This is a genomic window from Serratia sp. 121840015-1, assembly GCF_053627655.1.
Genome location: NZ_JBSEYF010000001.1, coordinates 2,060,542 through 2,085,549, shown reverse-complemented (window position 1 = coordinate 2,085,549; position 25,008 = coordinate 2,060,542). Strand labels below are relative to the sequence as shown.

Genomic DNA, 25,008 nt, shown 5'->3' with positions numbered 1-25,008 from the left:
CCCCGCATTTTTCCATAGCGTCTTGTTGCGCGGCTTGCTACGCTGGTGTTCCATCAGCTGCTTAAACAATGAGCCGTAAACATGAACCATCCATTTATCATGTTGTCGGAAAGCTGAGTAATCCATTAATATGGATTTAAATGATTTGAGCACACGAATAGGGGGGGGATGTGCTAGTTAATATATTATCCGGACAACCACGCGCCGCGAGCGTTCGTTGGTTAGGTGCTACCGTATTGTTCACGCTGTTCAGTTCGCCGGCATGGGCCTTTTCTATTGATGACGTGGCCAAGCAGGCGCAGGATCTGGCCGCGAAAGGTTTCGAAGCCCCGAAGAGCAACCTTCCTTCTCAGTTCCGCGAGATGAAGTTCGCAGACTATCAGCAGATTCAGTTCAATCACGATAAAGCCTATTGGAGCAAGCTGAAAACCCCTTTCAAGCTTGAGTTTTATCATCAGGGGATGTACTTCGATACGCCGGTGAAAATCAACGAAGTCACCTCCACCAGCGTAAAACAGATCAAGTACAGCCCGGATTACTTCAACTTCGGTTCGGTCAAACACGACCCTGAATCGGTGAAAAATCTCGGTTTTGCCGGCTTTAAGGTGCTTTACCCGATCAACAGCGCCGACAAAAACGATGAGATCATGAGCCTGCTGGGCGCGAGCTATTTCCGCGTGGTGGGTAAAGGGCAGGTTTACGGGCTGTCCGCTCGCGGCCTGGCTATCGATACCGCTTTGCCGTCCGGCGAAGAGTTCCCGCGTTTCCGCGAATTCTGGGTTGAGCGTCCGAAGCAGGGCGACAAACACCTGGTGATTTATGCGCTGCTGGATTCCCCGCGCGCCACCGGCGCTTACCGCTTCACGGTGATCCCGGGCCGCGACACCACCGTGGACGTCGAGTCCAAAGTGTTCCTGCGCGACAAGGTGGGCAAACTGGGCCTGGCGCCGCTGACCAGCATGTACCTGTTCGGGCCGAACCAGCCGTCGCCGACGCTGAACTACCGCCCGGCGTTGCACGATTCCAACGGTCTGTCTATCCATGCCGGCAACGGCGAGTGGATCTGGCGCCCGCTGAACAATCCTAAACACCTGTCCGTCAGCACCTATACCGTTGAGAATCCTAAAGGCTTCGGTCTGCTGCAGCGCGGTCGCAACTTCAAAGAATATGAAGATCTGGACGATCGTTACGATCTGCGTCCGAGCGCCTGGATCGAACCGAAGGGCGACTGGGGCAAAGGCAAGGTCGAGCTGGTGGAGATCCCGACGGCGGATGAAACCAACGACAACATCGTCGCGTTCTGGACGCCGGATACGCTGCCGGAAGCCAAAAAGCCGCTGACGCTGAGCTACCGTCTGAACTTCACCCGCGATGAAGACAAACTGCATTCGCAAGACATCGCCTATGTGGCGCGGACCATGCGTTCGACCGGTGACGTGAAGCAGTCCAACCTGATTCGCGAGCCTGACGGCAGCGTGGCCTTCCTGGTCGACTTCGTCGGCCCGGTGCTGAAAGGGCTGGACGCCAACACCCCGGTCGCTTCTCAGATCAGCATCGGCGACAACGGTGAAATGGTAGAAAACAACGTCCGCTATAACCCAGTGACCAAAGGCTGGCGCCTGACGGTGCGTCTGAAAGTGAAAGACGACAAGAAGCCGGTAGAAATGCGCGCGGCGCTGGTCAATGGCGATAAGACTCTGTCGGAAACCTGGAGCTATCAGCTACCTGCCAATGAATAAGCCTACTCAACCCGCCCAGGATTATCTTGCGGCGCTGCCTCTGACCGCCGAGCGGTCGGAGGCGCTCAACCCTCACACGGCGGATGACGCTCAGGCACTGGAGGCGCTTCATCGGCAGATGGGCGCCGCCGACGCCAACGTCAACAGCCTGTCGGCGGATGACGTGGCGTTGGCCTCGGTCAAACCGCGCATCGAAAGCGCCTGGCCGGATGCGGTCAGCGATGACGACTTCGATACCGACGCCGAAGGGCGCGCCATTCTGAAGGCGACGCCGCCGATCAAACGAACCACCATGTTCCCGGAAGCCTGGCGTACCAACCCGGTGGCGCGCTTCTGGGATTCTCTGCTGGGGCGTTCGCCGCACAATCGGCACGCCACCAAAGAGGAGGCCGAGGCCGAGAACCGCTGGCGCGTTGTCGGCTCCATGCGCCGCTATGTGCTGCTGGTGCTGATGCTGGTGCAGACCGGCATCGCCACCTGGTATATGAAAACCATCTTGCCTTATCAGGGCTGGGCGCTGATCGATCCTATCGCCATGCTGGATCAGGATCTGATGCAGTCGGTGCTGCAACTGCTGCCTTATGTGCTGCAAACCGGCATTCTGATCCTGTTCGCCGTACTGTTCTGCTGGGTCTCGGCCGGTTTCTGGACCGCGCTGATGGGCTTCCTGCAGCTGCTGATCGGCAAAGACAAATACAGTATTTCCTCCACCATCAAGGGCGATGAGCCGATCAACCCGGCGCACCGTACCGCGCTGATCATGCCGATCTGTAACGAAGACGTCGAACGTGTGTTCGCCGGCCTGCGTGCGACCTATGAGTCCGTCGCCGCCACCGGTCAGCTGGAGCACTTCGATATCTACGTGCTGAGCGACAGCTACGATCCGGACATCTGCGTGGCGGAGCAAAAGGCGTGGATGGAGCTGTGCCGCGATGTCGACGGCCACGGCCGCATCTTCTATCGCCGCCGCCGTCGCCGCGTAAAACGCAAAAGCGGCAACATCGACGACTTCTGCCGTCGTTGGGGCGGCGAGTACAGCTACATGGTGATCCTGGACGCCGACAGCGTGATGAGCGGCGAATGCCTCACCGGGCTGGTGCGTCTGATGGAAGCCAACCCGAACGCCGGCATCATCCAGTCCGCGCCGAAGGCGTCCGGCATGGATACCCTGTATGCGCGCGTGCAGCAGTTCGCTACCCGGGTTTACGGGCCGCTGTTTACCGCCGGCCTGCATTTCTGGCAGCTGGGCGAGTCGCACTACTGGGGCCATAACGCCATCATCCGCGTGAAGCCGTTTATCGAGCACTGTGCGCTGGCGCCGTTGCCGGGCGAGGGCTCCTTCGCTGGTTCAATCTTGTCGCACGACTTCGTTGAAGCGGCGCTGATGCGCCGCGCCGGCTGGGGCGTGTGGATCGCTTACGATCTGCCGGGCAGTTATGAAGAGCTGCCGCCAAACCTGCTGGACGAGCTGAAACGCGACCGCCGCTGGTGCCACGGCAACCTGATGAACTTCCGCCTGTTCCTGGTGAAAGGCATGCACCCGGTGCACCGTGCGGTGTTCCTGACCGGCGTGATGTCCTACCTGTCGGCGCCGCTGTGGTTCATGTTCCTGGCGCTCTCCACCGCATTGCAGGTGGTGCATACCCTGATGGAACCGCAATACTTCCTGCAGCCGCGGCAGCTGTTCCCGGTTTGGCCGCAGTGGCGGCCCGAGCTGGCGATAGCGCTGTTCTCCACCACGCTGGTGCTGCTGTTCCTGCCGAAGCTGCTCAGCATCGTGCTGATCTGGGCCAAGGGTGCGAAAGAGTACGGCGGGGCGTTCCGTCTGTTCATTTCGATGCTGATGGAAATGCTGTTCTCGGTGCTGCTGGCGCCGGTGCGCATGCTGTTCCATACCGTGTTCGTGGTGAGCGCCTTCCTCGGTTGGGAAGTGGTGTGGAATTCGCCGCAGCGTGACGATGACGATACGCCTTGGGGCGAAGCGTTCCGCCGCCATGGTTCGCAGATGTTGTTGGGCCTGGTGTGGGCCGGCGGCATGGCGTGGCTGGATCTGCGCTTCCTGTGGTGGTTGGCGCCGATCGTGTTCTCGCTGATCCTGTCGCCGTTCGTGTCGGTGCTGTCGAGCCGCGCGACGCTGGGCATGAAGAGCAAACGCGCCAAGCTGTTCCTGATCCCGGAAGAGTACAACCCGCCGCGCGAGTTGCTGGCGACGGAAGAGTACCTGCATCTCAACCGCAACCGCGCGCTGACCAACGGCTTTATGCATGCGGTGGTCAACCCGTCCTTCAACGCGCTGGCGACGGCGTTGGCGACGGCGCGTCACCATCTGCGCGCTACCCTCGATCGCAACCGCGAGGAGCGGGTGAACGAAGCGCTGCAGCTGGGGCCGGAGAAGCTGGTGAAGGGCAAACGTCTGGAGCTGCTGAGCGATCCGGTCACGCTGGCTCGTCTGCACCAGCGCGTCTGGCTGTTGCCGGAAGGCGCTGCCTGGCGTGAGCACTATCAGCAGTTGCCGCACAACCCGCTGGCACACCCAACGGGCCGACGTTAATCGCTGAACGGTAACGCTCAGACGGGGAATGCGCATGGCGCGTTCCCCGTTTTTTTTACCTTTTGCTTACGCGCGCCGGTACCGGTGGAGAAAGGGAACTGTGGTAGACTGCGGCCGATGCGTTGTTCACTCGCGAAACAACCCTTTGCTCAGAGTCAATGTCGTGAAGCTCTCTTCCTACCTTCGGCTGGCCTGCGTGGCGGCCAGCGTGATGGTCTTAACCGGTTGCGGCAGCATCATCAGCCGCACCGTGCCCGGTGCGGGGCATGGCCACCAGTACTATCCCGGCGTGCAGTGGGATTTGCGCGATACGCCCTGGCGTTACGTCACGGTGATAGATGTGCCGCTGTCGATGGTGGTGGACACCTTTATGCTGCCGTTCGATGCGCAGCATGGCCCCTATGAATAAACCTGCTCAGCGGGTGGCGAACACCACCAACTGATAGCCTTTCTGCCCGCAATGGAAAGGTGCCAGCGCCGTCATGCCCAACCCTTGCACATGAGCGGCCAACGAATGCGGATTGTCGTCGTCGATAAACAGCGCGCCCACGTCGTAGTCATGACGGGTGTGCGCTTTGACGGCGGCGTAGAGGCGTTTCAGCACGCCTTTGCCGCGCCAGGCGGCGTCGAGGCAAACCGGGCCGTAGAGAAACACCCGCTGCTCACTCAGCGCCCGCCCGGCGAAGGACTGCGTGGCGAGCGTCGCCAGCATCGCATCCACCACCGGCGGCCGCGGTTGCACGTCGGCGGGCATCAGGCAAACAAACCCGGCCAGTTGGCCCTCCTGTTCGGCCACGAGTATGCCGATGCCGCGGTTGATCGCCGTCAGCTGCGCCTCATTCATGCGCGATACGATAAATCCCTGCCGTTTGTGGCGCTCGTCGAGCGCTTCCGGCACGTTTTCCCCCTGCAGCTGTAAAATGGCGGGGTAGTCGGTAGGGCGGGCCCGGCGGATAATCATGCTGCCTCCTTGGCGATAAAAACGTGGTGCGGGTTAACGTTCATCCCATTCATCGGCCGCGGCCTGGCCTTCTTCGGTATCCAGCGGCGGCTCGAGCTGGAAGTCGCCTTCTTCCCATTCGTACAGGGTATTTTCGTCTATCCACTCGGCGGTGATCTCCACCTCGTCGTAGTCACCGTCGAATATCGCCTGCGCCGCCGCACCGCTGCGCAGCGGCAGGCATTCCACCGCTTCGCCTTCTTCTTCGAAGAATTCGGCCTGCCACATCGTGTCGCCATCCTGCATCACGTACTTTTGCAGATTGAACTGCTGCGGCACCGGCGGTTCGTCATCGCCGCCGCCTTCGGCGGTGTCGATAAACTCTTCACGTGCGGCCTCGATGGCTTCTTCCAGGGTTGCATACAGGCTCATGTTCGCCTCCGTTGACAATGAGAGTAGAGCGCCCGGCGCATTGCCGGTGCGGTGGGATAAACGTCAAAACTAATTGTTGTCTCACTGGCGCAGGATGCAAATTTTTTTGTTGTCCGCTTTGCGACGACGGTTGTCCGCAAAGCGGGAGAAGAGGAGGCGATGGCGGGAAATAATGGCGCTATCGTTCACTCAGTTGCCAGGAGAAGCCCATGTTAATCGACCCTTCAAGCAAATACCGACCGTTCCCGCCGGTGACATTACCGGATCGTCAGTGGCCTTCGCGCACGCTGCGGCAGGCGCCGCGCTGGTGCTCCAGCGATCTGCGCGACGGCAACCAGGCGCTGGCGGAACCGATGGATAACGCACGCAAGCGCGAATTCTATCAATTGTTGTTGCAGTGCGGTTTCAAAGAGATTGAGGTGGCTTTCCCTTCGGCGTCGCAAACGGATTTCGATTTTGTGCGCACGCTGATCGACGAGCAACTGATCCCGCACGACGTCACGATTCAGGTGCTGACGCAGTCGCGAGACGATCTGATCGATCGTACCTTCGAGGCGCTGCAGGGTGCGCCGCAGGCTATCGTGCATCTGTACAACGCCACGGCGCCGATGTTTCGCGACATCGTGTTCCGTCAGGATAAGGCCGCAACCGTGGCGCTGGCGGTGAACGGCGCGCGGCGCATTCGTCGGCATTGCGAGGCTCAGCCCGATACCGCCTGGTGCTTCGAGTATTCGCCGGAAACCTTCTGTTTTACTGAATTAGAGTTCGCGCTGGAGATCTGCGAGGCGGTGGCGGAGGTGTGGCAACCGGGGCCGCAGCGGCCGATGATCATCAATCTGCCGGCGACGGTGGAAGTGAGTACGCCCAACGTGTATGCCGATCAGATTGAATGGTTCTGTCGTCATTTCAGCCGTCGCGCCGATGTGGCGATCAGCGTGCATCCGCATAACGATCGCGGTACCGGCGTGGCCTGCGCGGAGCTGGCGCTGTTGGCCGGCGCCGATCGGGTCGAAGGCTGCCTGTTCGGCAACGGAGAGCGTACCGGCAACGTCGATCTGGTCACGCTGGCGTTGAATCTCTATACCCAGGGCGTGGCGCCGGGCCTGGACTTCAGCCGCCTGAAACAGGTGGTGGAAGTGGTGGAGCAGTGCAATCAGCTGCCGGTGCATCCTCGCCATCCTTATGCCGGTGAGCTGGTGTTTACCGCCTTCTCCGGTTCGCATCAGGATGCGATCAAAAAAGGTTTCGCCGCGCAACGGCAGCGACAAGATGGCTGGTGGCAAGTGCCTTACCTGCCGCTCGATCCCGCCGATGTCGGCTGCAGCTATGAGGCGGTGATCCGGGTCAACAGCCAGTCCGGTAAAAGCGGGGCTGCCTGGCTACTGGAACAAAATCATGGGCTGGCGTTGCCGCGCGGTCTGCAGATTGATTTCAGCCAGGTGGTGCAGCGTGCGACCGACGGCAGCGGGAAGGAAATGAGCGGCGCACAGCTGTGGCGCTTATTCCGCGACACCTATGGGCTGGTGGAGCAGCCGTGCTTGCAGCTGTTGAGCTACCAGACGGAAAGTCATGGGGTAGAGGCCTACAGCTTCAACGCGCGAGTTGCCTGCGAGGGAGAGCCACTGCGTCTGCAGGGGACTGGCAACGGTCTGCTTTCCAGCGCGGTGGATGCGCTGCGCCAGCGCTTCGGCTTGCCGCTGGCGATCGAGGATTACCACGAGCACACGCTGGGGCATCAGAGCGACAGCCGAGCGGTGGCCTATATCCGCTGTGCGCTGCCGCAAGGTGAGGCGACCTACGGCGTTGGCATCGACGTTGACTCCGCCAGCGCCTCACTGCAGGCGCTGTTTAACGTTGCCGGGCGCTATCTGTCGTCGGCGCGGTCCGGCTGAAATAGTCGCTGGGCGCGACCCCCAATAACCGGCGGAACATGGCGCTGAACGCGCTGGGGCTGTCATAGCCAAGATCCAGCGCCACTTCCAACACCGAGCGGCCGGTCGCCAGCGCGTTCAACGCCGCCAGCAAACGGGCGCGCCGCACCCAATCACTAAAATGCAGCCCGGTTTCTCGCTGGAAGCGCCGCGACAGGGTGCGTCCGCTGACGCTGAGATGAGCGGCCGCCTGTTCCAGCGTCCAGGGCTGTGCCAGCGTGGCCTGAATATGGCGGCATAGGGCAAGCAGTGAGGCCTCACGCGGTTCGGGCAGGTGCAGTGGCAGGATCGGCAGCATTCTCAACTCATCCAGGATCAGTTCCATCACGCGCTCATCGCGCCCGCCGCTTGGATAGCCGGGCGCAATCTCCATCGCACAGATAATCAACTCGCGCAGCAGCGGCGAAACCTGTACCACCTGGCATTGGGCCGGCAGATCGGCGCGCGCCAATGGATCGACGAACAGCGTCCTGGCCGCCACCTGGCCGGTGATGCGCAGGCTGTGCACCATTTTCGCCGGTACCCAGACGCCGCGGCCGGGTGGCACCACCCAACTGCCGAGCCGGGTCGTGACCTGCACTACGCCGCTCAGGCTGTGAATCAGCTGCGCGCAGTTATGGTAGTGATCCGGCTCGCTGTCGCCGTGGCGATAATCCTTGGCCAACGGCCGGACGGGCTGATCGACCGGCAGAACGTCATGAAACAGCAGCATCGTTAGCGGCCTCCGCGCGGCAAAAAGGGGGATGACAGCATGCCATGCGGCGCGGTTCCACACCAGTCTGTGGCACGCGGCAGATGAATAGTTTATAAAATGATATTATATAATTTTATAAATTGATTGGAGGTGTGATGGATATTGACGCGATGCGCAAGGCGGCGGCGCAGGCCGGCGCGATGCTGCGCACCTTGGGCAATGAAGATCGGCTGCTGCTGCTGTGCCGGCTCAGCCAGGGCGAGATGGCGGTGAGCGAACTGGCGCAGGCGCTGGCTATCCGCCAGCCAACGTTGTCCCAACAGCTCGGCGTGCTGCGCGAGGAGGGGCTGGTCTCCACCCGGCGAGCCGGCAAGCAGATTTACTATGCGGTGGCCGATGCCAAAGCGCTGGCGCTGCTGACGACTCTGTATCAACTGTATTGCCCACAGCCGGAGAACCGAGATGACCATTGACTGGCAACACTTCACGCCCTATTCCGCACTGGCGGGCGGGGCCATTATCGGCGGTGCGGTAGCGCTGCTGCTGCTGTTCAACGGCCGCATCGCCGGCATCAGCGGCATTACCGGCGGTTTATTGAGCGCGGGCGGCCGGGAGCGAGGCTGGCGCGCCGCATTTCTTGGCGGGTTGCTGATTTCTCCCTGGCTGTATGCTGCGGCGGCGGCTTTGCCTCCTGGTGAGATCGCGGCCGGCAGCGGCTGGCTGGCGATCGCGGGGCTGTTGGTGGGGGTGGGTACCCGATTGGGCAGCGGCTGCACCAGCGGGCACGGCGTGTGCGGCGTCGCGCGGTTGGCGCCGCGATCGTTGGCCGCCACGGCGGTGTTTATGCTGCTGGGCTTTACGACCGTGTGGCTGATGCGCCATCGGCTGGGAGGGTGAAGATGCTTAAGTCTCTGTTGGCGCTGCTGAGCGGCGTGATTTTCGGTCTGGGGTTAATTATCGCCGGTATGGCCAATCCCGCTAAAGTACTGGCATTTCTCGATATTACCGGCCAGTGGGATCCTTCGCTGGCGTTGGTGATGGTTGGGGCGATTGCAGTGGCGGCGCCGGCCTTTATGTGGGCGCGTCGACGCCAGCGGAGCCTGTTGGGGGAACCGCTGCAGATCCCGGCCGCCGGGCGTGTGGATCGCCGTTTGCTGGTGGGCAGCGCGCTGTTCGGCATCGGTTGGGGCATGGCGGGCATTTGCCCTGGCCCGGCCTGGGTGTTGGCGGGGCCGGAAATACAACGGGTATGGCCGTTCCTGCTGGCGATGCTGGCGGGCATGGCGCTGTATGAGATTATCATGAGGTGGAGGCGTTCATGTCGATAGCCAAGGCGGTGCTGCGCATTGCGCGCCCGACCGATCGGTTGCAAGAGATTGCCACGCTGTATTGCCGCGGGTTGGGGTTTGAAAGGCTGGGCGAGTTTGTCGATCATCAGGGCTTTGACGGCATTATGATCGGGCATCCGCAGCATGCCTACCATCTGGAGTTCACACAGCATCGCGGGGTGCGGGTCGGGCAGGCGCCGACGCAGGATCATCTGCTGGTGTTTTACCTGCCGGATGAGAACGAATGGCGAGCCGGGTGTGAGCGGATGCGGGCGGCGGGATTCTTGGCGGTCGTCGCCTATAACCCCTATTGGGATAGGGCGGGGCAAACCTTTGAAGATCCTGACGGCTACCGGGTGGTCCTGCAACATCAGGCCTGGCAAGCATAAAAAAACCGGCGCCTCGAGCGCCGGTTTGCGAGATAAAAACGGGTTATCCGTCAGGCGTTGGTCGCCGGTTTTTGCGCGCTCTTGGACTGGGTATTTTCCAGCATGCGGCGAATCGGCACGATCAGCACGATCAGCACGGCGGCGCAGATCAGCAGCGCGACGGAGCAGCGAGCGAACAGATCCGGCAGCATATCCAGCTGGTCGGCCTTGACGTGGCCGCCGATCAGGCCGGCAGCCAGGTTGCCCAGCGCGCTGGCGCAGAACCACAGCCCCATCATTTGCCCGCGCATTCTCTCCGGTGCCAGCAGCGTCATGGTGGCCAGCCCGATCGGGCTCAGGCACAGCTCACCCAGCGTCAGCATCAGGATACTGCCCACCAGCCACATCGGCGATACGCCGGCGCCGCCGTTGCTCAGTACATTCTGAGCGGCCAGCATCATCAGGCCGAAACCGCCGGCGGCGCACAGGATACCGATCACGAACTTGGTGATGCTGCTCGGGCGCACGTTATTGCGTGCCAGCGCAGGCCAGGCCCAGCTGAACACCGGTGCCAGCAGGATGATGAACAGGGCGTTGATCGACTGGAACCACACCGCCGGGATCTCGAAACCGCCGACCATGCGATTGGTGTAATCGTTGGCGAACAGGTTGAACGAGGTCGGCTTCTGTTCAAACGCCGACCAGAAGAACGCGGCGGAGATCAGCAGGATGAAGCACACCAGCAGGCGTGCGCGCTCTTTGCGGCTCAGGCCGGCAAAGGCGAACAGGTAGATGAAATACAGGGTGACCGACGCGGCGATGACGTACACCAGCACGCTGGCTACCTCAACCGGGTTGATGACGATGGTGCCCTGAGCGATCAGCACGATGACCGCAGCCAGGACTACCGCCAATGCCAGCAGCCAGGCGCCGACGCCTTTCTTCTTCGCGACCGGGCTGTTCCAGGTGGAATCCAGGCCCACTTCGCGGTCATAGCGTTTCATCGCCGGTACGGCGAATACCCGGAAGATCACCAGCGCCACCAGCATCCCGATACCGCCGATGCCGAAGCCCCAGTGCCAGCCGTGTGACTTGATCAGCCAGCCGGAGATCAACGGGGCGATGAACGAACCGATGTTGATGCCCATGTAGAACAGCGAGAAACCGCCGTCGCGGCGCGCATCGCCTTTCTTGTACAGCGTGCCGACCATCACCGAGATACAGGTCTTGAACAGGCCGGAACCGAGCACGATGAACATCAGGCCGATGAAGAACAGGTTGGTGCCCATCACCGCGGACAGGGCGATCGACAGGTGACCGAGGGCGATCAGGATAGACCCGTACCAGACGGCCTTGCGTTGGCCGAGCCAATTGTCCGCCAGCCAGCCGCCCGGCAGTGCCGCCAGGTACATGCTGCCGGCGAAAATGCCGACGATCGCCGACGCGTTCTCACGCGCCAGACCCAGGCCGCCGTCGTACACGGTGGCGGCCATAAACAGGATCAGCAGCGGACGGATGCCGTAGAACGAAAAGCGTTCCCACATTTCGGTGAAGAACAGAGAACCCAGCGGATAGGGATGGCCGAAGAAGGTCCGGCTTTCTGACTTATTGACAGAGGATTGCATAACGATTTCCCAATAAAAAGGCGCTGCATGGCTGCAGCCCGTACTGTGGTTGTATGTGTATTTAATGAAGGCGATCCGCCCAATGCGGATTACCCGACAAAACCGCGGCTGCAACGCTGATAAACCGTGGAAAGCGTGCTGACCTTTTTTCACTTGGCCGATGGTTCACATCTGGCGTGATATTATTTAACCATTTGATAACTGGTCGTTGGTTTTGTCTAGTACCTGTATCCCATTTTTTAGACGAAAAGTCGACAAGCATCTCCTTTTCTGGTTTTTCTGTTGGTTGTGGCGGGAATATGATTGACAGCGGGTTTTATGCGCTGAAAGTTAATTAATTGTTGATAAACAAGATGTTGAGGTAAGAATGTTCCGAGTGGGCCGAAAATTCGCAGGCCCGAAGGAAGCATTATTAAAAGTAGGGGAAACGCGGCGTTGATCCGGCCAATGGCGGAAATTGGCGATAAATGCAGCTATTGTTCTTCCTGCAGCGTGTCTTCCCGCATGTAGCCCGGCCGCCGCCGTAGACACCACCAGGAATAACCGGCGTTGAACAGCACCACCAAAGCGGTGACGCCGAAGACTGCGCGAAAACCGTAGCCGGCGGAGACCGCGGCGCCAAGCAATGGGCCGCTGACGTTGCCGACGTCGCGGAACGATTGGTTATAGCTGAAAATGCGGCCGGCCACCTGATTGGTGCAGTTGTAAATCAGCAGCGTCTGTACCGCCGGCAGCAGCGCGCCGTCGGCCGCCCCCAGCAGAAAGCGCAGCACCCCGAGCTGCCACGGCGTTTGCACGAAGGCCATCGGGATCAGCAACAGCACCGAGACGATCAGCATACATATCAGAATGCGCTCCGGGCCGATGCGATCGCCCAGCTTGCCCAGACGTGGGGCGCTCATCAACGCCGCGACGCCGGGCACCGAGGCGATCAGCCCGCTGATAAACGCCAGGTTATGGGTAACGCCGGCCAGATCGCGCACATACAGCGTCAGGATCGGCGCAATCGAGCCGGTGGCAATCTGGATAATCATGGTAGTCACGAACAGGCTGAGCACCAGCTTCGGGTTTTTGAGCGAGGCAAACACCTGCCGTGCGTGCAACATGTCGCGTTTTTGTACCGGGGTGAACTGCTCTTTGACATACAGCAGCGTCAGCACGAAGCAGACGAACAGCACCGCGGCGGTGATGTAAAACACCGGGCGCAGACCATAGAGGTCGGCCAACAGGCCGCCGATCAGCGGGCCGATCAGCGCACCGCCTACGCCACCGGTAGACAGGGTGCCGAGCGCCCAGCCGCTGCGGTTGCGTGGCACCTGGGTGGCGATCAGCGCGTTGGCGTTGGGTATGAACCCGCCAAGCAGCCCCAGCACCGCTCGCAGCGCGAGAAATTGCCAGACCGTTTGCGCCATGCCCATCAGCACCATGACGATCGCCATGCCCAATGCGGAGCGCAGCAGCATCAGTTTACGGCCGCGTCGGTCGGCCAGGGCGCCCCAGAACGGCGCGGCGATAGCGGAAAACAGGAAGGTGATGCTGAACAGCAGACCGGACCACATGTTGAGCGCCTGATGGCCGGTTACGCCCAGCGTCTCTACATACAGCGGCAGAAACGGCATCACCAGGCTGAAGGCGGCGCCGGTGAGGAAACACCCTACCCAGGCGACGAAAAGGTTGCGTTTCCAGTTAACGGGTTCTGCTGCCGAAGCCATAAATGTCCACTGCCGAAAGGTGACGCGCTTTGCCGGCGGCAAGATGAAGGGGCAAAGCGTGAAAGTTAGCTTGGTAAGTATGCGCCGCCAGCGCGGCGACGGCAAACGAGGGGACAAGGATTGGGCAAAAAATGAAATAAAGTTTTAAAAAAGACGTTTAAACCTTATTCCGCGCTTAGCGCGCGGAATTTACAGCGTTTTATAGTCCGGCCAGCGCCTCGAAACCGGCGGCGGTGGTGGTGGCGCTAAAGTCGGTGACCTCGTAGTGAGCCACGGCGTTGAAGGGATCTTCGGCCAGGATGGCGTCTAACCGCGCACGCTCAATGCCCTTGGCCAGGATCACGCCGCCGGTGCGGGGATTTTTGCGGCCGGAGGCGACGAAGGTGCCGTCCTGAAAATATTTCTTAAGCCAGGCGATGTGCCCGTCAAGGTGGCTGTCGACTTCGGCGATCGGGCGATGGTAGGTCAGGCTGACAATGTACATAGCGGCTCCAGGTTGGCGGCAAAGGCTTTACCATCCCACCCTCGCCGTCGATTCTCAAGAGGCGCGCAATAAAAAACCCGCCGGTGGCGGGTTTGCTTTATCAGTAGAGCGAAGGCTCGCCTTCCGGGCGGGTCTTGAAGCGACGATGCAGCCACATATATTGGTCAGGCGCCATCAGGATCTCTTTTTCCACCACTTTATTCATAAAGGCGGCGGCCTCGATTTCATTATCCAGCGGGAAGTTTTCCACCGCCGGTTGCATGATTAGCTCATACCCTTTGCCGTCCGGCAGGCGGCGCGGGGTGAACGGAATGATCGCTGGTTTGCCCATCCGCACCAGCACGTAGCTGCCGGTGGTGGTAGCGGCCTTGTCGACCGCGAACAGCGGCACGAAAACGCTGCTGCGCGGGCCGTAGTCGTGATCCGGCGCATACCAGATGATATCGCCCTGTTTCAGGGCGCGGATCATGCCTTTGACGTCCTTGCGATCCAGCATCGACTTGTTGGAGCGCATGCGCCCCCAAGTTTGCAGCCAGTCCATCAGCTTGTTGTCGTGCGGGCGGTAAACGCCGATGCCCGGGTTATGAATGCCGAAGATGCGCGCGCCCAGCTCCAGCGTCAAAAAGTGCAGGCCAATCAGCAGCACGCCCTGGTGGTTGTCGCGCGCCTTTTGGATGTGTTCCAGGCCGCTGACCTTGAACCAGCGCTCGATGCGCCAGTTAGGCCAAAACCACGCCATGCCGGTTTCAAACAGCCCCATGCCGACCGATTCGAAATTCTTTACCACCAGCGCATCGCGTTCGGCCTGCGGCATGTCGGGAAAACAGAGCTCGAGGTTGCGTTGGGCGATAGCGACGCGGCGCTTGAGAAAGCGCATGGCAAACCGCCCGATCGAGGTGCCGAGCCAGTAGATGACGGGGTAAGGCAGCAACACCAGCAGATACAGCAAGCCGATGCCGACCCAGGTCAGCCAATAGCGTGGGTGCAATAAGGAGCGATTGAAAGTAGGAACTTGAGTCATGGGTTCTCTGTTTGAATACGGTTGTTTAAGTGTAATGACAGAGTCATAGCATGGTCTGGCAGCCGGGTGAGTTCGGCCGCAAGGTTCGTTTCTGCCGTTTGTTTGCGACTATTGTGGCATTTTTCTCGTGCTCCGGGAAAACACAACGCATTAAAATCCCCTTTTCGGCGTTAAATATGCATCAGGTGCCGGATTTTTCCACAATATTTCCCGCTAAAGGCCAACGGCAATATCATGGCCGGGCATTATTCAGGAGCAACCGTGTAGGCATGATGGCGGGGCTGCGCGGCGGCGGTTTTTCGGGTATGATGTGCGCCGCGCGCGGGCCGGCAGGCTGCGCGCGATAATCAGTCACCTCCCGAAAGACAGGAAAGTACACCATGCCAGTGTTACATAACCGAATTTCTAACGAGGAACTGAAGGCGCGCATGCTGGCGGAAACCGAGCCTCGCACCACAGTTTCTTTTTACAAATACTTCTCCATCGACGATCCCAAAGCGTTTCGCGACAGCCTGTACGTTCAGTTCGAAAAACTGAAGGTGTTCGGCCGCATCTACGTGGCGAAAGAGGGCATCAACGCGCAGATCAGCGTGCCGCAGCATAATTTCGAGGCGTTCAAAGCCGCGCTGTTCGCCTCGCACCCGGCGCTGGATCAGGTGCGCCTGAACATCGCGCTGGAAGACGACGGCAAATCCTTCTGGGTGCTGCGCCTCAAGGTGCGCGAGCGTATCGTGGCCGACGGCATCGATGACGAGAGCTTTGACCCAAGCAACGTTGGCGAGTATCTGCAGGCCGATCGCGTCAATCAGATGATCGACGATCCGAATACGGTGTTCGTCGATATGCGCAACCACTATGAGTACGAAGTCGGTCACTTCGAAAACGCCATCGAGGTGCCGTCGGATACCTTCCGCGATCAGCTGCCGATGGCGGTGGAGATGCTGCAGGACAGCAAAGACAAAAACATCGTCATGTACTGCACCGGCGGCATTCGCTGTGAAAAAGCCAGCGCCTATATGCTGCACAACGGCTTTAAAAACATCTACCACGTGGAAGGCGGGATTATCGAGTACACCCGCAAAGCGAAAGAGCAGGGGTTGCCGCTGAAGTTTATCGGCAAAAACTTCGTGTTCGATGAGCGCATGGGCGAGCGCATCTCCGACGATGTGATCGCCAACTGCCACCAGTGCGGTACGCCGTGTGACACCCACACCAACTGCAAGAACGACGGCTGTCATCTGCTGTTCATTCAGTGCCCGAGCTGTGCCGCCAAGTTTGAAGGGTGCTGCAGCGAGATTTGCCGCGAAGAGCTGAAGTTGCCGCGCGAAGAGCAGCGCGCGCGCCGTGCCGGCCGTGAAAACGGCGTCAAGATCTTCAATAAGTCGAAAGGCTTGTTGCAGACTACGATGCACATTCCGGCACCGGAAGAAGAAGGCCCAGCCCGCTGAGCCTGAGGAAATGAGAAGCCCGGCCGCCAAGCCGGGCTTTTTTTATTTCTCGCGTACGCCTTCTACGGAGATGATCAGCTCAACGTCTTGCGACGCCGGGCCCAGATCGGTGGTGATGCCGAAGTCTTTCAGCTTGATCTTGCCGTTGGCTTCAAAGCCGGCGCGGTAGCCGCCCCACGGATCGTTGCCCTGGCCAATCAGTTTGGCGTCCAGCGTGATCGGCTTGGTCACGCCGTTCAACGTCAGGTTACCGACCACCGCATAACCGTCGCCGCTTTTCTTCACGTCGGTGGATTCAAACTTGGCCTGCTTGTTCTTCTCTACGTTGAGGAACTCGGCGCTGCGCAGGTGCTTGTCGCGTTCGGCGTGGTTGGTGTCGACGCTGGCGGTATTGATGGTCACGTTGACCTTGTCCTTGGACGGATCTTTTTCGTCGAAGGTGAAGCCGCCGTCGAAGTCTTTAAAGCTGCCGTACAGCCAGCTGTAGCCCAGGTGCTGGATGCGGAATTCGATAAAGGCGTGCTGGCCCTGTTTGTCGATCTTGTAGTCCGCCGCCAGTGCGGAACCGGCGCTCAGCAGCAGGGCGCCTGCGGTCAGGCCCAATACGGTCTTTTTCAACATAGCAATCTCCATAAGTCCAAAGGTTAATCGGCGCTGCTACCCAGCATCCGTTTCAAAGTGACATCACGATCGATAAAGTGATGTTTAAGCGCGGCCAGCCCGTGCAGTACCGAGAGCACTACCACGGCCCAGGCCAGGTAAAGGTGAATGGCGCCGGCGGTATCGGCTTGCTCCGCCATGCCGGTCACGGTGGCGGGCACGTCGAACCAGCCGAATACGCTGATCGGTTGGCCGTCGGCGGTCGAGATCAGATAGCCGCTGATCAGAATGCCGAACAACACGGCGTACAACGCCAGATGCGCGAGAATGGCGCTGACGCGAGTGAGGCGACCATAGCTGGCCAGAGGCTTGGGCGGCGGCGAGACAAAGCGCCAGATCACGCGGATCACCATGACGATGAACAGCAGCGCGCCGATGCTTTTGTGGATCTCCGGCGCCTGGTGGTACCAGACGTCGTAATAGCCCAGCGTAACCATCCACAGACCGAGCGCGAACATGCCGTACACCGTCAGCGCCACCAGCCAGTGGATCAACACTGACACATGGCCGAAACGATCGGCGGTATTTTTCCAGAGCATCCTGTTTCCTTCGATTACCGATTGGCTGGTTGCAATAATTAAACTTTAGGAAACATAAAATCAATAATAAATTTAACTATGTTACTTCTTAGAAATATTAGTCAGTGAATTTGTTTGAGATGTTCGGGGTTCATCAGATAAATCGTTGAAGATGATATTATTTCCTTCACGTAACAATTATGCTAGTTGTTGAAAATTAGGCTTATTATCTATTAATGTCAGCTTTTGTCATTTTACGTAAACTGTCCATAAATTGCTCGGCGGGATTATTGGATGGCAAAAGTTATGCCTATTTCTCGCGGCAAAGAGCAGGGCGAAAAGATTAATTTTTTCGAACGGTTGCGCTAAATCCTCTGCGGCGTGACGGTGGATTTTGCTACCATTAGCGCCAAGCGTCGGCTCTTGAAGGCCGGTTAACCCAGTGAAATAACAAGGAAACGTCATGGGCCGAACCCGTGTAACCGACAACAGCCTGCGTTTGGCCGTCCTGCTGGCGATGCTGGTGATCATTCTGGCTGGGGTAAAAGCCGCCGCCGATATTGTGGTGCCGTTTTTACTGGCGGTGTTCCTCGCCATGGTGCTGAACCCGCTGGTGGCGATGCTGGAACGCCGACGGGTGCCGCGCATCCTTGGGGTGACGCTGCTGGTAACGGCGGTGATTGTGGTCGTGATGCTGTTCATCGGCATGCTGGGCGCTTCGCTGAACGAGTTCGCCCGTTCGCTGCCGCAGTACCGCGGCATGATGATCGAGAAACTGCGCGAGCTGCAGTATTACGCCGATCGCTTCAATATCAGCCTCTCCAGCGAAGCGATGCTGCAATATGTCGATCCCAGCGCGGCGATGAATCTGGTTACCCGCATGCTGGGGCACCTGTCTGGCGCCATGACCAACGTCTTCCTGCTGCTGATGACCGTGGTGTTTATGCTGTTCGAAGTGCAGCTGCTGCCTTATAAGCTGCAGCAGGCGCTGGATAAGCCGAATGAAGGCCTAGCCGCGATGCGGCGGGCGCTGGACGGCGTGACGCGTTATCTGGTGATTAAAACCATCATCAGCCTGGCTACCGGGGTGATCGTCTGGATCTTCCTGGCGGCGGTCGGCGTACGCTTCGCCTTTATCTGGGGGCTGCTGGCGTTTCTGCTCAACTATATTCCCAATATCGGCTCGGTGTTGGCCGCCATTCCGCCGCTGATTCAGGCGCTGCTGTTCAACGGATTGGGTGATGCGCTGGTGGTGGCGGGCGGCTTTATCGCAATCAACATGGTGATCGGCAATATCCTCGAACCGCGGGTGATGGGTCGCGGGCTGGGGTTGTCGACGCTGGTGGTGTTCCTGTCGCTGATTTTTTGGGGCTGGCTGCTCGGCCCGGTCGGCATGCTGCTGTCAGTGCCGCTGACGATCGTGGCGCGCATCGCGCTGGAAACCACCGAGGGCGGTTATCGGCTTGCGGTTATCCTGGGCGACGGCCGCCCGCCGCGTCAGCCTCCGGCGCCGCCGGAGTGAGGAAGATCTTGCCGTTCACACCGGGCTGCGCAGCGTGTTGCAGCGCCGCTGCGTACTGATATAAAGGGTAAATCGCGGCGGGCGGGCGCAGCGTCAGCTGGCCGCGCCGCAGCAGCTGGAATAGCTGATAAAACGCCGTTTGCCACTGGGCCGGCGCCGCCTGCGCATTCCATTTACGCAGGTGGAACAGCGAAGCGCGCAGCTTCAATTCGTCCACCACGCGCCGCCAATCCACCTGGCGCCCACCCAGCAGGCCCAGCGCCACAAAGTCGCCGCCGGTGCGAACCGCCCGCGCCAGCTGCAATCCGTCTTCTCCGCCGATGCAGTCGATAGCGGCGCGGGCGCCAAAGTGGGTCATTTGCGCCAGCTGCGGCGCCTCAAAAACGCGCCAGGCACCGGCGGCCAGCAGCGCCGGGCGATGAGTGAGGTTACGCACCACCACTGCCAGACGAATGCCACGCAGCGCCGTCATCTGTGCCAGCAGCAGGCTAACGGCGGAGCCGCCGCCGTTGAGCAGCAGCACGTCGCCGGCGTTGAGCGGCAGCCATTGCGTCAGCAGCACCCAGCAGGTGAGCGGGTTGATATAGATTTGCGCCGCGCTGGCGTCGTCGATGTCGTCCGGTACCCAGACCACCCGTTCTTCAGGCAGTGTGACGAAGGTTTGCCAGCTGCCGTCACCCGCTACCGCCAGCGCGCGTCGGCCGGTCGAGCGTCCGCTTTGCGGATCGACGATGACGCCTACGCCTTCATAGCCAGGCACCTGCGGCAGGGCGATGCGGTGCGCGTATTGGCCGTGAATCGGGATCAGGTCGGAAGGGTTGATCGGGGCATAGCGCATCTGCAGCAGCAGCCGGCCGGGGCGCAGCGGCGGCCTGCTCGTCTGCTGCAGCGCCAGCACCTGGGCGGGATCGCCGAAGCGGCTGAAGCTCAATCGGGGAAATGACGACGGCATGGGTTACATCACGAAGAAAAAATAGACATCCAGCGCCAGCAGCACCAGCCACAGACAAAGATACAGCACCAGGTGCTCACGCACGTTGTTGACGATAGCCGCCAGTATTCGGTTTAACATTTCAGCCGCCTGAAGAAAGAGACCTTTGATTATAGTCCTTTTCTCGGCACCTTTTATAGCGGGGCGCGCGTGAGCGCTGGAAGAGTGGCGATAAAAAAGCCTGCGTTATCGCAGGCTTGATGTTACACCGCCAGCAGCGCCAGCGGCGTCGAATTCGTTGGTGCGCTGGGCGGGTAGAAATAACGCAGCACGTTATACAGCGAGTAGAACTCCAGCCGGTTGCGCGCGTTGATCTTCTCCGTGATGTGACGCTTGTGCACATACACCGTATGCGAGCTGATCTGCAGCTTTTTCGCGATGCGGTAGTTGGGCATTTCTGCCATCCAATATTTCATCACCGTCAGTTCCTGCGGGCTGAACAGGGAACGCTCTTCGCCGTCATCGGCCAGCGCCAGCGGATTTTCGCGCAGCGTGCGCAAGGTGAGTGGCAGAATGCTTTTATTGAACAGGAACGCGTTATCGGCGATGCGCATTGGCGTTTCGCTGTAGGGGTAAGGCGTATCGAGATAGATAAACAGCAAGGCAGACTGACTGGCTTCCATAAACGCCAGCAGCTGTGCGTCCGCTTCGTTATAGCGGCACTGGTTGCTGAGGTTCACCAGAATGTGGCTCGGCTGAAAGCTGGCCAACAGCGGCGTAGCGTACTCAATGCTGTGGCAGCACTTGATCGTTGTAATCCCACTATCAGCAAAGTAGCTGGCTATACCGACCCGGGTGAAGCAGCATTCGTCCACGACAAGTAGTTTCATGGTGACGTCCTTGTTGAAAGCCGATGGAGCATATCTTCTGTAAAATAGGACTTACACTGCAAGTGTTCAATTCGGAAATTCAAATGCTGAATGCAAGAAATTTCCGTTATCAGAATTTTTACTTGGTATTTAAAAGAGTTAGCAGGTTAATAAATTGTAACTGCCAAATTTTGCTGTCCAGGGCACGACGGCAACCTGGACAGAGAAATCCTTCGCTTAGCTAAATCGTTTCAGACCAAAGCTGGAGACGTCGACCGGCGGCGCTTTGTCCTGCGCGAACAGGGCGGCAATCTCACCCAGCGCGCTGGCGAACTTGAAGCCGTGGCCGCTCAATCCGCTGATGACCATCAGGCGATCGCACTCCGGCAGGGTATCGATAATAAAGTCTTCGTCGGGGCTCATGTCATAACTGCAGGCTTCGCCGTGTAAACATACGCCTACACCCGGCAAAAACTGCCGCAGGAAGGAGAAAACTTCGGTGCCGTCGCTGGCGTAGCTACCGAAGGGTTTGCGCTGCTCGGGGGCGTCCATCGGCTGCCCGCCGTCGTGTTTACCCACTTTCAGGCCGTCGTTATCCGCCGGGAAGCCGTAATAGTGCGTGCCGTCCTGCGCTTCGACGGTAAAGGCCGGGAAACGATTGTTCACGCTGTAGCGGCCGTCCGCCTGATGCCAGGAGAATACCTTGCGCAATGGCGCAATCGGCAGCTGCGGTAACAGCGCTTTCACCCAGGTGCCGGCGGTGACCACGGCTTTTCGCGCCGTGAAACGCCCTTCGCCGGTGACGACTGCAACGCCGCCATCGATAGGCTCCACCGCGCTGACCGGGCAGTTGAACAACTGACTGCAGCCGGCCTCTTTCGCCAGCTTGATCAGGCTGGCCACCGCCAGCTCGGAGCGCAGGAAGCCGGCGTCCGGTTCGAAAACGCCGACGTAACCTTCCGGAGCGCGGAATTCCGGCCAGCGTTGAGCGATCTGTTCGGCACTGAGGGTTTGTGCGTTCAGGCGGAATTTCTGCGCGCTCTGCTGAGCATTGTGAATGAATTTGGAGTGCTGCGGCCCCAAATTGAGCACGCCGCACGACTGGAACAGTTCCTCGCCGGATTGTTGAATCAGCGCATTCCACAACGCCTGTGCGCGCAGCACCAGCGGCACGTACTTTTCACCTTCGCCGTAAGCGTGACGGATTATGCGGGTATCGCCGTGATGGCTGCCGTTGCGGTGCGGGGGAATGGCGCTGTCGATCATCAGCACTTTCAAGCCGGCCCGGGTAGCGTAATACCCTGCCGCCGCGCCGACTGAACCGCTGCCCACCACAATCAAATCATATTCCACGTGCCCACCCTCTCTGATAGCGATTTCTTATCGCCCCATGATAAAAGGTTGCCGAGCGCAATGCACTGATTGAACGGCGAAAGGCAAAGAAAAAGGCGCCGGGAATGGGTCGCGGCGCCTCAGGGGGTAGGGGACGATGAATCAATGTTTTCTGCGATCAAGATCCTGGTAATCCGTAGCTTCAATCTTGGCGATGCCGGCCTCTAAGATATTGATTAATTGACGGGCGACATCTGTGGTCAGCCAAAGCGTTCTGTCTACTTGGGCTTCTTCTGGCGTTTGGTCTAGTGAAGACAGGTAATGAAGGCGTATCATCATGGCGTCGTAAACGTCGACAGTACTGATATCCCAACCGACAAGCGGGTGCGTCTGAATTACTTTATCATTTCTGTCCATAAAGACCCCTTATTGAGTAGTAACTACCGTGAGTGACTAACGAGGATCAATGCGGCTCATCATCATGAGAGCAATTACAGTATACGCATCCGCTTTCATCGGTGGAGGGGGTTGTCACCGAAATTTGCAAAATAAATATTTATTTGAACAATTATTCTACAAACCGGTATGCGAATTTTTGGATGAATAAAGCGCAGGGCATTATTCCGCGCCGGCTGGCGGCGGTGAACCGTGCAGGCATTTTTCCAGCTCTTCGGCCAAATGGGCGAAATGTTTCTGCGTTTCGGCGTCGCGGTTTTGGCTGTGCGATTCCAGCTTCAGGCTGTGGATCAGCAGTTGGTTGGCTTTGTCATCCAGGCTGAAGGCCAGATAAGAGAAAGCCACTTCCAATACGTTCAAGCGCCTTTTCTGATCGGCAATCAGCGCCAGCAGTTCACCAAACGTCATCGCGTCTTCGGATTTCACCTTGTCCGGGGCCATGCTTACTCCTTTGCGTTAAATACAGCGCTGAGGCGGATTTTGTTCCAAAGTAAGGGTAAGCGATGAATGGGCAGGGCGCCAGAAACAAAAAAGCCGGAGAGCGACCCCCGGCAAAAACAGCATTGCAGTGTTATTCTGCGCTGAACCACTCGTCCGCGCTTTCCCAGGTTTCCTGAAGGATTTCCTCGATCAGATCCCGGTCGGTTTTGGCGCCTCCCAGCACGGAGAGGCCGTTGGCGCCGGCATAACGTACTTGCACGACGGCGTCTGGAAACTGGCGATTGACCCGCTTGCCCAGTTCGCCGGTCAGTGCCTCAATGGCACCCGCCGGCAGCGGCCGGGTTTTATCTATAGTGACTTCAACACGCATAATTGCCCCCGAAGCGATTTACTGTTTATTTATACAGTTAACCGGGTGCGGGGGCAAGAGGGCGAAGCAAAAATATCAGTTTTTCAGCGACCAGTTCAGGGTTTCACCGGCCAGGAAGGGGATCACGGATTCATTGCCCAGGGCGATCTCTTCCGGTTGGGTGGTCGGCACGCGCTGCAGCTCGATGAAGTCTTCGTTGAGCGGCAGACCATAGAAGCGTGGGCCGTTGAGCGAGCAGAAGGCTTCAAAGTGCTCCAACGCGCCGAGTTGTTCGAACACGGCAGCGTAAGCCGGGATGGCATTCGGCGCGTTGAAGCAGCCGGCGCAGCCACAGCTGGATTCTTTGCGGTGCTTGAGATGCGGCGCGGAGTCGGTGCCGAGGAAGAAACGATCCGAACCGCTGGCGACCGCCTGACGCAGCGCTTCCTGGTGGACATTGCGCTTGAGGATCGGCAGGCAGAACAGGTGTGGGCGAATGCCGCCCACCAGCATGTGGTTACGGTTGAACATCAGGTGCTGTGGCGTGATGGTGGCGCCGAGGAAACGATTGCCTGCCTGCACATATTGCGCCGCTTCTTTGGTGGTGATGTGCTCGAAGACGATCTTCAACTCTGGGAACTGGCGGCGGATAGGTTCCATGACCTGTTCGATAAAGCGCGCCTCGCGGTCGAAAATATCGACGGCAGGATCGGTCACTTCGCCGTGGATCAGCAGCGGCATGCCGATTTTTTGCATCTGTTCGAACAGCGGGTAAATGCCGGTCACGTCGCTGACGCCGTGGCTGGAGTTGGTCGTAGCGTTGGCCGGATACAGCTTGGCGGCGGTAAACACCCCTTGCTCGAAGCCGTTGACCAGTTCACTGGCCGCCAGGGAGTTCGTCAGGTAGCAGGTCATCAGCGGAGTGAAGTTGTGGCCCTGCGGGACCGCCGCCAGAATGCGATCGCGGTAGGCGCGCGCGGCGGCCACGGTCGTTACGGGGGGAACCAGGTTCGGCATCACGATCGCCCGGCCAAATACCTGGCTGGTATAGGGCACCACCGTTTTCAGCATCTCGTCGTCACGCAGGTGGATATGCCAGTCGTCTGGGCGGCGGATTTTCAGAACTTGAGGTTGTGCGGTCATCTAGCTAGGCTCCGGCGGTCAAATACGTCTAATGAAAAGCGAATAATGGGTTTATTCACGCCGGGGTGTAAGGATAAGCGGAAAGTGCCTGAGATGCATCTGTTTGTTGGCGACAAGTTGAAATCAATAGGGCGGCGGGCGCATAGTGGCAGAGATTTCAACGATGCCGACGCCAATACCGTCGACCTTCATCAAGTGGAAAGGGAGAAAGCAATGGAAGTACGCGTTATCGCCACCCTGCAAGCGAAAGCGGGATTTGAAGCCGCCGTCAGCGAAGCGGTGCACGATATTATCGAGCCGAGCCGCCAGGAGTTGGGCAACCTGCAGTATGATTTACATCGCGATCTGGAAAAGCCGGGCGTCTTCGTGTTCTTTGAGCGTTGGGCCAGCAGCGAAGCGCTGGATAAGCATAATGAGACGGCACATTTTCAGCAGTTCGTCAGCCGGCTTGACGGCAAGTTGGACGTTTTGGACATCAAGAAACTGAAAAAGATAGCCTGAGCCTTTTTACAGG

At 59.2% G+C, this 25,008-nt stretch carries 29 protein-coding genes; 12 read left to right on the top strand and 17 right to left on the bottom strand.

The features are described 5' to 3' along the window. Positions 1–170: 170 nt before the first annotated feature. From mdoG to ACUXAC_RS10115, 3 genes are all read left to right on the top strand, one after another. On the top strand, positions 171–1,739 hold the full coding sequence (gene mdoG / locus ACUXAC_RS10125) for a glucans biosynthesis protein MdoG (RefSeq protein ID WP_025302384.1): 1,569 nt from the start codon (positions 171–173) through the stop codon (positions 1,737–1,739). Beyond that, positions 1,732–4,290 carry a glucans biosynthesis glucosyltransferase MdoH gene (gene mdoH / locus ACUXAC_RS10120; RefSeq protein WP_084826418.1) on the top strand — a complete coding sequence of 853 codons (2,559 nt, stop codon included), beginning with the start codon at positions 1,732–1,734 and terminating at the stop codon, positions 4,288–4,290. The genes mdoG and mdoH overlap by 8 nt, the downstream gene beginning before the upstream one ends. 211 nt (positions 4,291–4,501) lie before the next feature. Continuing rightward, positions 4,502–4,699: a YceK/YidQ family lipoprotein gene (locus ACUXAC_RS10115; protein WP_046688460.1), complete on the top strand. Its 198-nt coding sequence runs from the start codon at positions 4,502–4,504 to the stop codon at positions 4,697–4,699. Between the two features lie 6 nt (positions 4,700–4,705). On the opposite strand, the gene ACUXAC_RS10110 is transcribed toward ACUXAC_RS10115, so the two are convergent. After that, positions 4,706–5,251 carry a GNAT family N-acetyltransferase gene (locus ACUXAC_RS10110; protein ID WP_387442466.1) on the bottom strand — a complete coding sequence of 182 codons (546 nt, stop codon included), beginning with the start codon at positions 5,249–5,251 and terminating at the stop codon, positions 4,706–4,708. Positions 5,252–5,284: 33 nt separating this feature from the next. Continuing rightward, positions 5,285–5,662, bottom strand: a complete 378-nt coding sequence (locus ACUXAC_RS10105) for a MysB family protein (protein WP_033638020.1) — start codon at positions 5,660–5,662, stop codon at positions 5,285–5,287. A gap of 209 nt (positions 5,663–5,871) precedes the next feature. On the opposite strand from ACUXAC_RS10105, the gene leuA reads away from it, so the two are divergent. Beyond that, the gene (leuA, locus tag ACUXAC_RS10100) at positions 5,872–7,554 is read left to right on the top strand and encodes a 2-isopropylmalate synthase (RefSeq protein WP_387442462.1); all 1,683 of its coding nucleotides are present in this window, start codon (positions 5,872–5,874) and stop codon (positions 7,552–7,554) included. Here the strand turns inward: leuA and ACUXAC_RS10095 are convergent. Then, on the bottom strand, positions 7,511–8,305 hold the full coding sequence (locus ACUXAC_RS10095; protein WP_387442460.1) for an AraC family transcriptional regulator: 795 nt from the start codon (positions 8,303–8,305) through the stop codon (positions 7,511–7,513). The two genes, leuA and ACUXAC_RS10095, sit on opposite strands and share 44 nt — an antisense overlap. A gap of 137 nt (positions 8,306–8,442) precedes the next feature. Here ACUXAC_RS10095 and ACUXAC_RS10090 point away from each other — a divergent pair, with 137 nt between their 5' ends. The 4 genes from ACUXAC_RS10090 to ACUXAC_RS10075 are packed head-to-tail and all read left to right on the top strand — an operon-like array spanning position 8,443 to position 10,004. Continuing rightward, positions 8,443–8,760 carry an ArsR/SmtB family transcription factor gene (locus ACUXAC_RS10090; protein ID WP_048233328.1) on the top strand — a complete coding sequence of 106 codons (318 nt, stop codon included), beginning with the start codon at positions 8,443–8,445 and terminating at the stop codon, positions 8,758–8,760. Next, positions 8,750–9,184, top strand: a complete 435-nt coding sequence (locus ACUXAC_RS10085; RefSeq protein WP_387442457.1) for a YeeE/YedE family protein — start codon at positions 8,750–8,752, stop codon at positions 9,182–9,184. Before ACUXAC_RS10090 ends, ACUXAC_RS10085 begins: the two co-directional genes overlap by 11 nt. Before the next feature lie 2 nt (positions 9,185–9,186). Then, positions 9,187–9,615 carry a DUF6691 family protein gene (locus ACUXAC_RS10080; RefSeq protein ID WP_387442454.1) on the top strand — a complete coding sequence of 143 codons (429 nt, stop codon included), beginning with the start codon at positions 9,187–9,189 and terminating at the stop codon, positions 9,613–9,615. Next, entirely contained in the window at positions 9,606–10,004 is a 399-nt protein-coding gene (locus ACUXAC_RS10075; protein WP_038875445.1) for a VOC family protein, read from the top strand. The genes ACUXAC_RS10080 and ACUXAC_RS10075 overlap by 10 nt, the downstream gene beginning before the upstream one ends. Positions 10,005–10,054: 50 nt before the next feature. Here the strand turns inward: ACUXAC_RS10075 and ACUXAC_RS10070 are convergent, their stop codons facing one another. From ACUXAC_RS10070 to ACUXAC_RS10055, 4 genes are all read right to left on the bottom strand, one after another. Continuing rightward, entirely contained in the window at positions 10,055–11,608 is a 1,554-nt protein-coding gene (locus ACUXAC_RS10070; RefSeq protein ID WP_046686847.1) for a peptide MFS transporter, read from the bottom strand. A 473-nt stretch (positions 11,609–12,081) separates the two neighbouring features. Continuing rightward, on the bottom strand, positions 12,082–13,320 hold the full coding sequence (mdtG, locus tag ACUXAC_RS10065) for a multidrug efflux MFS transporter MdtG (protein WP_084826411.1): 1,239 nt from the start codon (positions 13,318–13,320) through the stop codon (positions 12,082–12,084). 199 nt (positions 13,321–13,519) lie between these two features. Continuing rightward, positions 13,520–13,804 carry a YciI family protein gene (locus ACUXAC_RS10060; RefSeq protein ID WP_049199424.1) on the bottom strand — a complete coding sequence of 95 codons (285 nt, stop codon included), beginning with the start codon at positions 13,802–13,804 and terminating at the stop codon, positions 13,520–13,522. A gap of 100 nt (positions 13,805–13,904) precedes the next feature. Continuing rightward, on the bottom strand, positions 13,905–14,825 hold the full coding sequence (locus ACUXAC_RS10055) for a Kdo(2)-lipid IV(A) acyltransferase (protein WP_038875457.1): 921 nt from the start codon (positions 14,823–14,825) through the stop codon (positions 13,905–13,907). 50 nt (positions 14,826–14,875) lie between these two features. Between ACUXAC_RS10055 and ACUXAC_RS10050 the strand changes: the two genes are divergently transcribed. Together ACUXAC_RS10050 and trhO are read left to right on the top strand one after the other, a co-directional pair. Continuing rightward, the gene (locus ACUXAC_RS10050; protein ID WP_127554732.1) at positions 14,876–15,172 is read left to right on the top strand and encodes a hypothetical protein; all 297 of its coding nucleotides are present in this window, start codon (positions 14,876–14,878) and stop codon (positions 15,170–15,172) included. Between the two features lie 33 nt (positions 15,173–15,205). Continuing rightward, positions 15,206–16,273, top strand: a complete 1,068-nt coding sequence (gene trhO / locus ACUXAC_RS10045; RefSeq protein ID WP_387442447.1) for an oxygen-dependent tRNA uridine(34) hydroxylase TrhO — start codon at positions 15,206–15,208, stop codon at positions 16,271–16,273. A 42-nt stretch (positions 16,274–16,315) separates the two neighbouring features. Here the strand turns inward: trhO and ACUXAC_RS10040 are convergent, their stop codons facing one another. After that, the gene (locus ACUXAC_RS10040) at positions 16,316–16,894 is read right to left on the bottom strand and encodes a YceI family protein (RefSeq protein ID WP_387442445.1); all 579 of its coding nucleotides are present in this window, start codon (positions 16,892–16,894) and stop codon (positions 16,316–16,318) included. Between the two features lie 23 nt (positions 16,895–16,917). Next, complete coding sequence (locus ACUXAC_RS10035; protein WP_033646456.1) at positions 16,918–17,472, bottom strand: cytochrome b; 555 nt, start codon at positions 17,470–17,472, stop codon at positions 16,918–16,920. Positions 17,473–17,914: 442 nt separating this feature from the next. Here ACUXAC_RS10035 and ACUXAC_RS10030 point away from each other — a divergent pair, with 442 nt between their 5' ends. Then, positions 17,915–18,973, top strand: coding sequence for an AI-2E family transporter (locus tag ACUXAC_RS10030; RefSeq protein ID WP_060440213.1), 1,059 nt, complete (start codon positions 17,915–17,917; stop codon positions 18,971–18,973). Here ACUXAC_RS10030 and ACUXAC_RS10025 read toward each other — a convergent pair. The 8 genes from ACUXAC_RS10025 to pyrC all read right to left on the bottom strand — a co-directional run bounded on the left by ACUXAC_RS10025 (position 18,921) and on the right by pyrC (position 24,494). Continuing rightward, positions 18,921–19,925 (bottom strand): zinc-dependent alcohol dehydrogenase family protein, encoded by a 1,005-nt coding sequence (locus tag ACUXAC_RS10025; protein WP_387442442.1) that lies wholly within the window; start codon positions 19,923–19,925, stop codon positions 18,921–18,923. The two genes, ACUXAC_RS10030 and ACUXAC_RS10025, sit on opposite strands and share 53 nt — an antisense overlap. A 3-nt stretch (positions 19,926–19,928) precedes the next feature. Further along, positions 19,929–20,045, bottom strand: coding sequence for a DUF2770 family protein (locus tag ACUXAC_RS10020; protein ID WP_004927822.1), 117 nt, complete (start codon positions 20,043–20,045; stop codon positions 19,929–19,931). Positions 20,046–20,167: 122 nt separating this feature from the next. Continuing rightward, a complete protein-coding gene (locus tag ACUXAC_RS10015) occupies positions 20,168–20,794 on the bottom strand; it encodes a LuxR C-terminal-related transcriptional regulator (protein ID WP_038875489.1) in 627 nt (208 codons plus the stop codon). 216 nt (positions 20,795–21,010) lie between these two features. After that, the gene (gene solA / locus ACUXAC_RS10010; RefSeq protein ID WP_070914764.1) at positions 21,011–22,126 is read right to left on the bottom strand and encodes an N-methyl-L-tryptophan oxidase; all 1,116 of its coding nucleotides are present in this window, start codon (positions 22,124–22,126) and stop codon (positions 21,011–21,013) included. A gap of 141 nt (positions 22,127–22,267) precedes the next feature. After that, a complete protein-coding gene (gene bssS, locus ACUXAC_RS10005; RefSeq protein WP_454266618.1) occupies positions 22,268–22,522 on the bottom strand; it encodes a biofilm formation regulator BssS in 255 nt (84 codons plus the stop codon). Positions 22,523–22,723: 201 nt separating this feature from the next. Beyond that, on the bottom strand, positions 22,724–23,002 hold the full coding sequence (locus ACUXAC_RS10000) for a hypothetical protein (protein ID WP_038875495.1): 279 nt from the start codon (positions 23,000–23,002) through the stop codon (positions 22,724–22,726). A gap of 130 nt (positions 23,003–23,132) precedes the next feature. Continuing rightward, positions 23,133–23,372 (bottom strand): DNA damage-inducible protein I, encoded by a 240-nt coding sequence (dinI, locus tag ACUXAC_RS09995; protein ID WP_038875499.1) that lies wholly within the window; start codon positions 23,370–23,372, stop codon positions 23,133–23,135. Between the two features lie 75 nt (positions 23,373–23,447). Continuing rightward, positions 23,448–24,494, bottom strand: a complete 1,047-nt coding sequence (gene pyrC, locus ACUXAC_RS09990) for a dihydroorotase (RefSeq protein ID WP_060440211.1) — start codon at positions 24,492–24,494, stop codon at positions 23,448–23,450. 213 nt (positions 24,495–24,707) lie between these two features. Between pyrC and ACUXAC_RS09985 the strand changes: the two genes are divergently transcribed. Then, positions 24,708–24,995 carry a putative quinol monooxygenase gene (locus ACUXAC_RS09985; protein WP_015377446.1) on the top strand — a complete coding sequence of 96 codons (288 nt, stop codon included), beginning with the start codon at positions 24,708–24,710 and terminating at the stop codon, positions 24,993–24,995. Positions 24,996–25,008 lie beyond the last annotated feature (13 nt).

Excerpts from the sequence above, each read along its gene's own strand:
- mdoH (WP_084826418.1), top strand. The coding sequence starts at position 1,732 with ATGAATAAGCCTACTCAACCCGCCCAGGATTATCTTGCGGCGCTGCCT.
- ACUXAC_RS10115 (WP_046688460.1), top strand. The coding sequence starts at position 4,502 with ATGGTCTTAACCGGTTGCGGCAGCATCATCAGCCGCACCGTGCCCGGT.
- ACUXAC_RS10110 (WP_387442466.1), bottom strand. The coding sequence starts at position 5,251 with ATGATTATCCGCCGGGCCCGCCCTACCGACTACCCCGCCATTTTACAG.
- ACUXAC_RS10105 (WP_033638020.1), bottom strand. The coding sequence starts at position 5,662 with ATGAGCCTGTATGCAACCCTGGAAGAAGCCATCGAGGCCGCACGTGAA.
- leuA (WP_387442462.1), top strand. The coding sequence starts at position 5,872 with ATGTTAATCGACCCTTCAAGCAAATACCGACCGTTCCCGCCGGTGACA.
- ACUXAC_RS10095 (WP_387442460.1), bottom strand. The coding sequence starts at position 8,305 with ATGCTGCTGTTTCATGACGTTCTGCCGGTCGATCAGCCCGTCCGGCCG.
- ACUXAC_RS10090 (WP_048233328.1), top strand. The coding sequence starts at position 8,443 with ATGGATATTGACGCGATGCGCAAGGCGGCGGCGCAGGCCGGCGCGATG.
- ACUXAC_RS10085 (WP_387442457.1), top strand. The coding sequence starts at position 8,750 with ATGACCATTGACTGGCAACACTTCACGCCCTATTCCGCACTGGCGGGC.
- ACUXAC_RS10080 (WP_387442454.1), top strand. The coding sequence starts at position 9,187 with ATGCTTAAGTCTCTGTTGGCGCTGCTGAGCGGCGTGATTTTCGGTCTG.
- ACUXAC_RS10075 (WP_038875445.1), top strand. The coding sequence starts at position 9,606 with ATGTCGATAGCCAAGGCGGTGCTGCGCATTGCGCGCCCGACCGATCGG.
- ACUXAC_RS10070 (WP_046686847.1), bottom strand. The coding sequence starts at position 11,608 with ATGCAATCCTCTGTCAATAAGTCAGAAAGCCGGACCTTCTTCGGCCAT.
- mdtG (WP_084826411.1), bottom strand. The coding sequence starts at position 13,320 with ATGGCTTCGGCAGCAGAACCCGTTAACTGGAAACGCAACCTTTTCGTC.
- ACUXAC_RS10060 (WP_049199424.1), bottom strand. The coding sequence starts at position 13,804 with ATGTACATTGTCAGCCTGACCTACCATCGCCCGATCGCCGAAGTCGAC.
- ACUXAC_RS10055 (WP_038875457.1), bottom strand. The coding sequence starts at position 14,825 with ATGACTCAAGTTCCTACTTTCAATCGCTCCTTATTGCACCCACGCTAT.
- ACUXAC_RS10050 (WP_127554732.1), top strand. The coding sequence starts at position 14,876 with ATGGTCTGGCAGCCGGGTGAGTTCGGCCGCAAGGTTCGTTTCTGCCGT.
- trhO (WP_387442447.1), top strand. The coding sequence starts at position 15,206 with ATGCCAGTGTTACATAACCGAATTTCTAACGAGGAACTGAAGGCGCGC.
- ACUXAC_RS10040 (WP_387442445.1), bottom strand. The coding sequence starts at position 16,894 with ATGTTGAAAAAGACCGTATTGGGCCTGACCGCAGGCGCCCTGCTGCTG.
- ACUXAC_RS10035 (WP_033646456.1), bottom strand. The coding sequence starts at position 17,472 with ATGCTCTGGAAAAATACCGCCGATCGTTTCGGCCATGTGTCAGTGTTG.
- ACUXAC_RS10030 (WP_060440213.1), top strand. The coding sequence starts at position 17,915 with ATGGGCCGAACCCGTGTAACCGACAACAGCCTGCGTTTGGCCGTCCTG.
- ACUXAC_RS10025 (WP_387442442.1), bottom strand. The coding sequence starts at position 19,925 with ATGCCGTCGTCATTTCCCCGATTGAGCTTCAGCCGCTTCGGCGATCCC.
- ACUXAC_RS10020 (WP_004927822.1), bottom strand. The coding sequence starts at position 20,045 with ATGTTAAACCGAATACTGGCGGCTATCGTCAACAACGTGCGTGAGCAC.
- ACUXAC_RS10015 (WP_038875489.1), bottom strand. The coding sequence starts at position 20,794 with ATGAAACTACTTGTCGTGGACGAATGCTGCTTCACCCGGGTCGGTATA.
- bssS (WP_454266618.1), bottom strand. The coding sequence starts at position 22,522 with ATGGACAGAAATGATAAAGTAATTCAGACGCACCCGCTTGTCGGTTGG.
- ACUXAC_RS10000 (WP_038875495.1), bottom strand. The coding sequence starts at position 23,002 with ATGGCCCCGGACAAGGTGAAATCCGAAGACGCGATGACGTTTGGTGAA.
- dinI (WP_038875499.1), bottom strand. The coding sequence starts at position 23,372 with ATGCGTGTTGAAGTCACTATAGATAAAACCCGGCCGCTGCCGGCGGGT.
- pyrC (WP_060440211.1), bottom strand. The coding sequence starts at position 24,494 with ATGACCGCACAACCTCAAGTTCTGAAAATCCGCCGCCCAGACGACTGG.
- ACUXAC_RS09985 (WP_015377446.1), top strand. The coding sequence starts at position 24,708 with ATGGAAGTACGCGTTATCGCCACCCTGCAAGCGAAAGCGGGATTTGAA.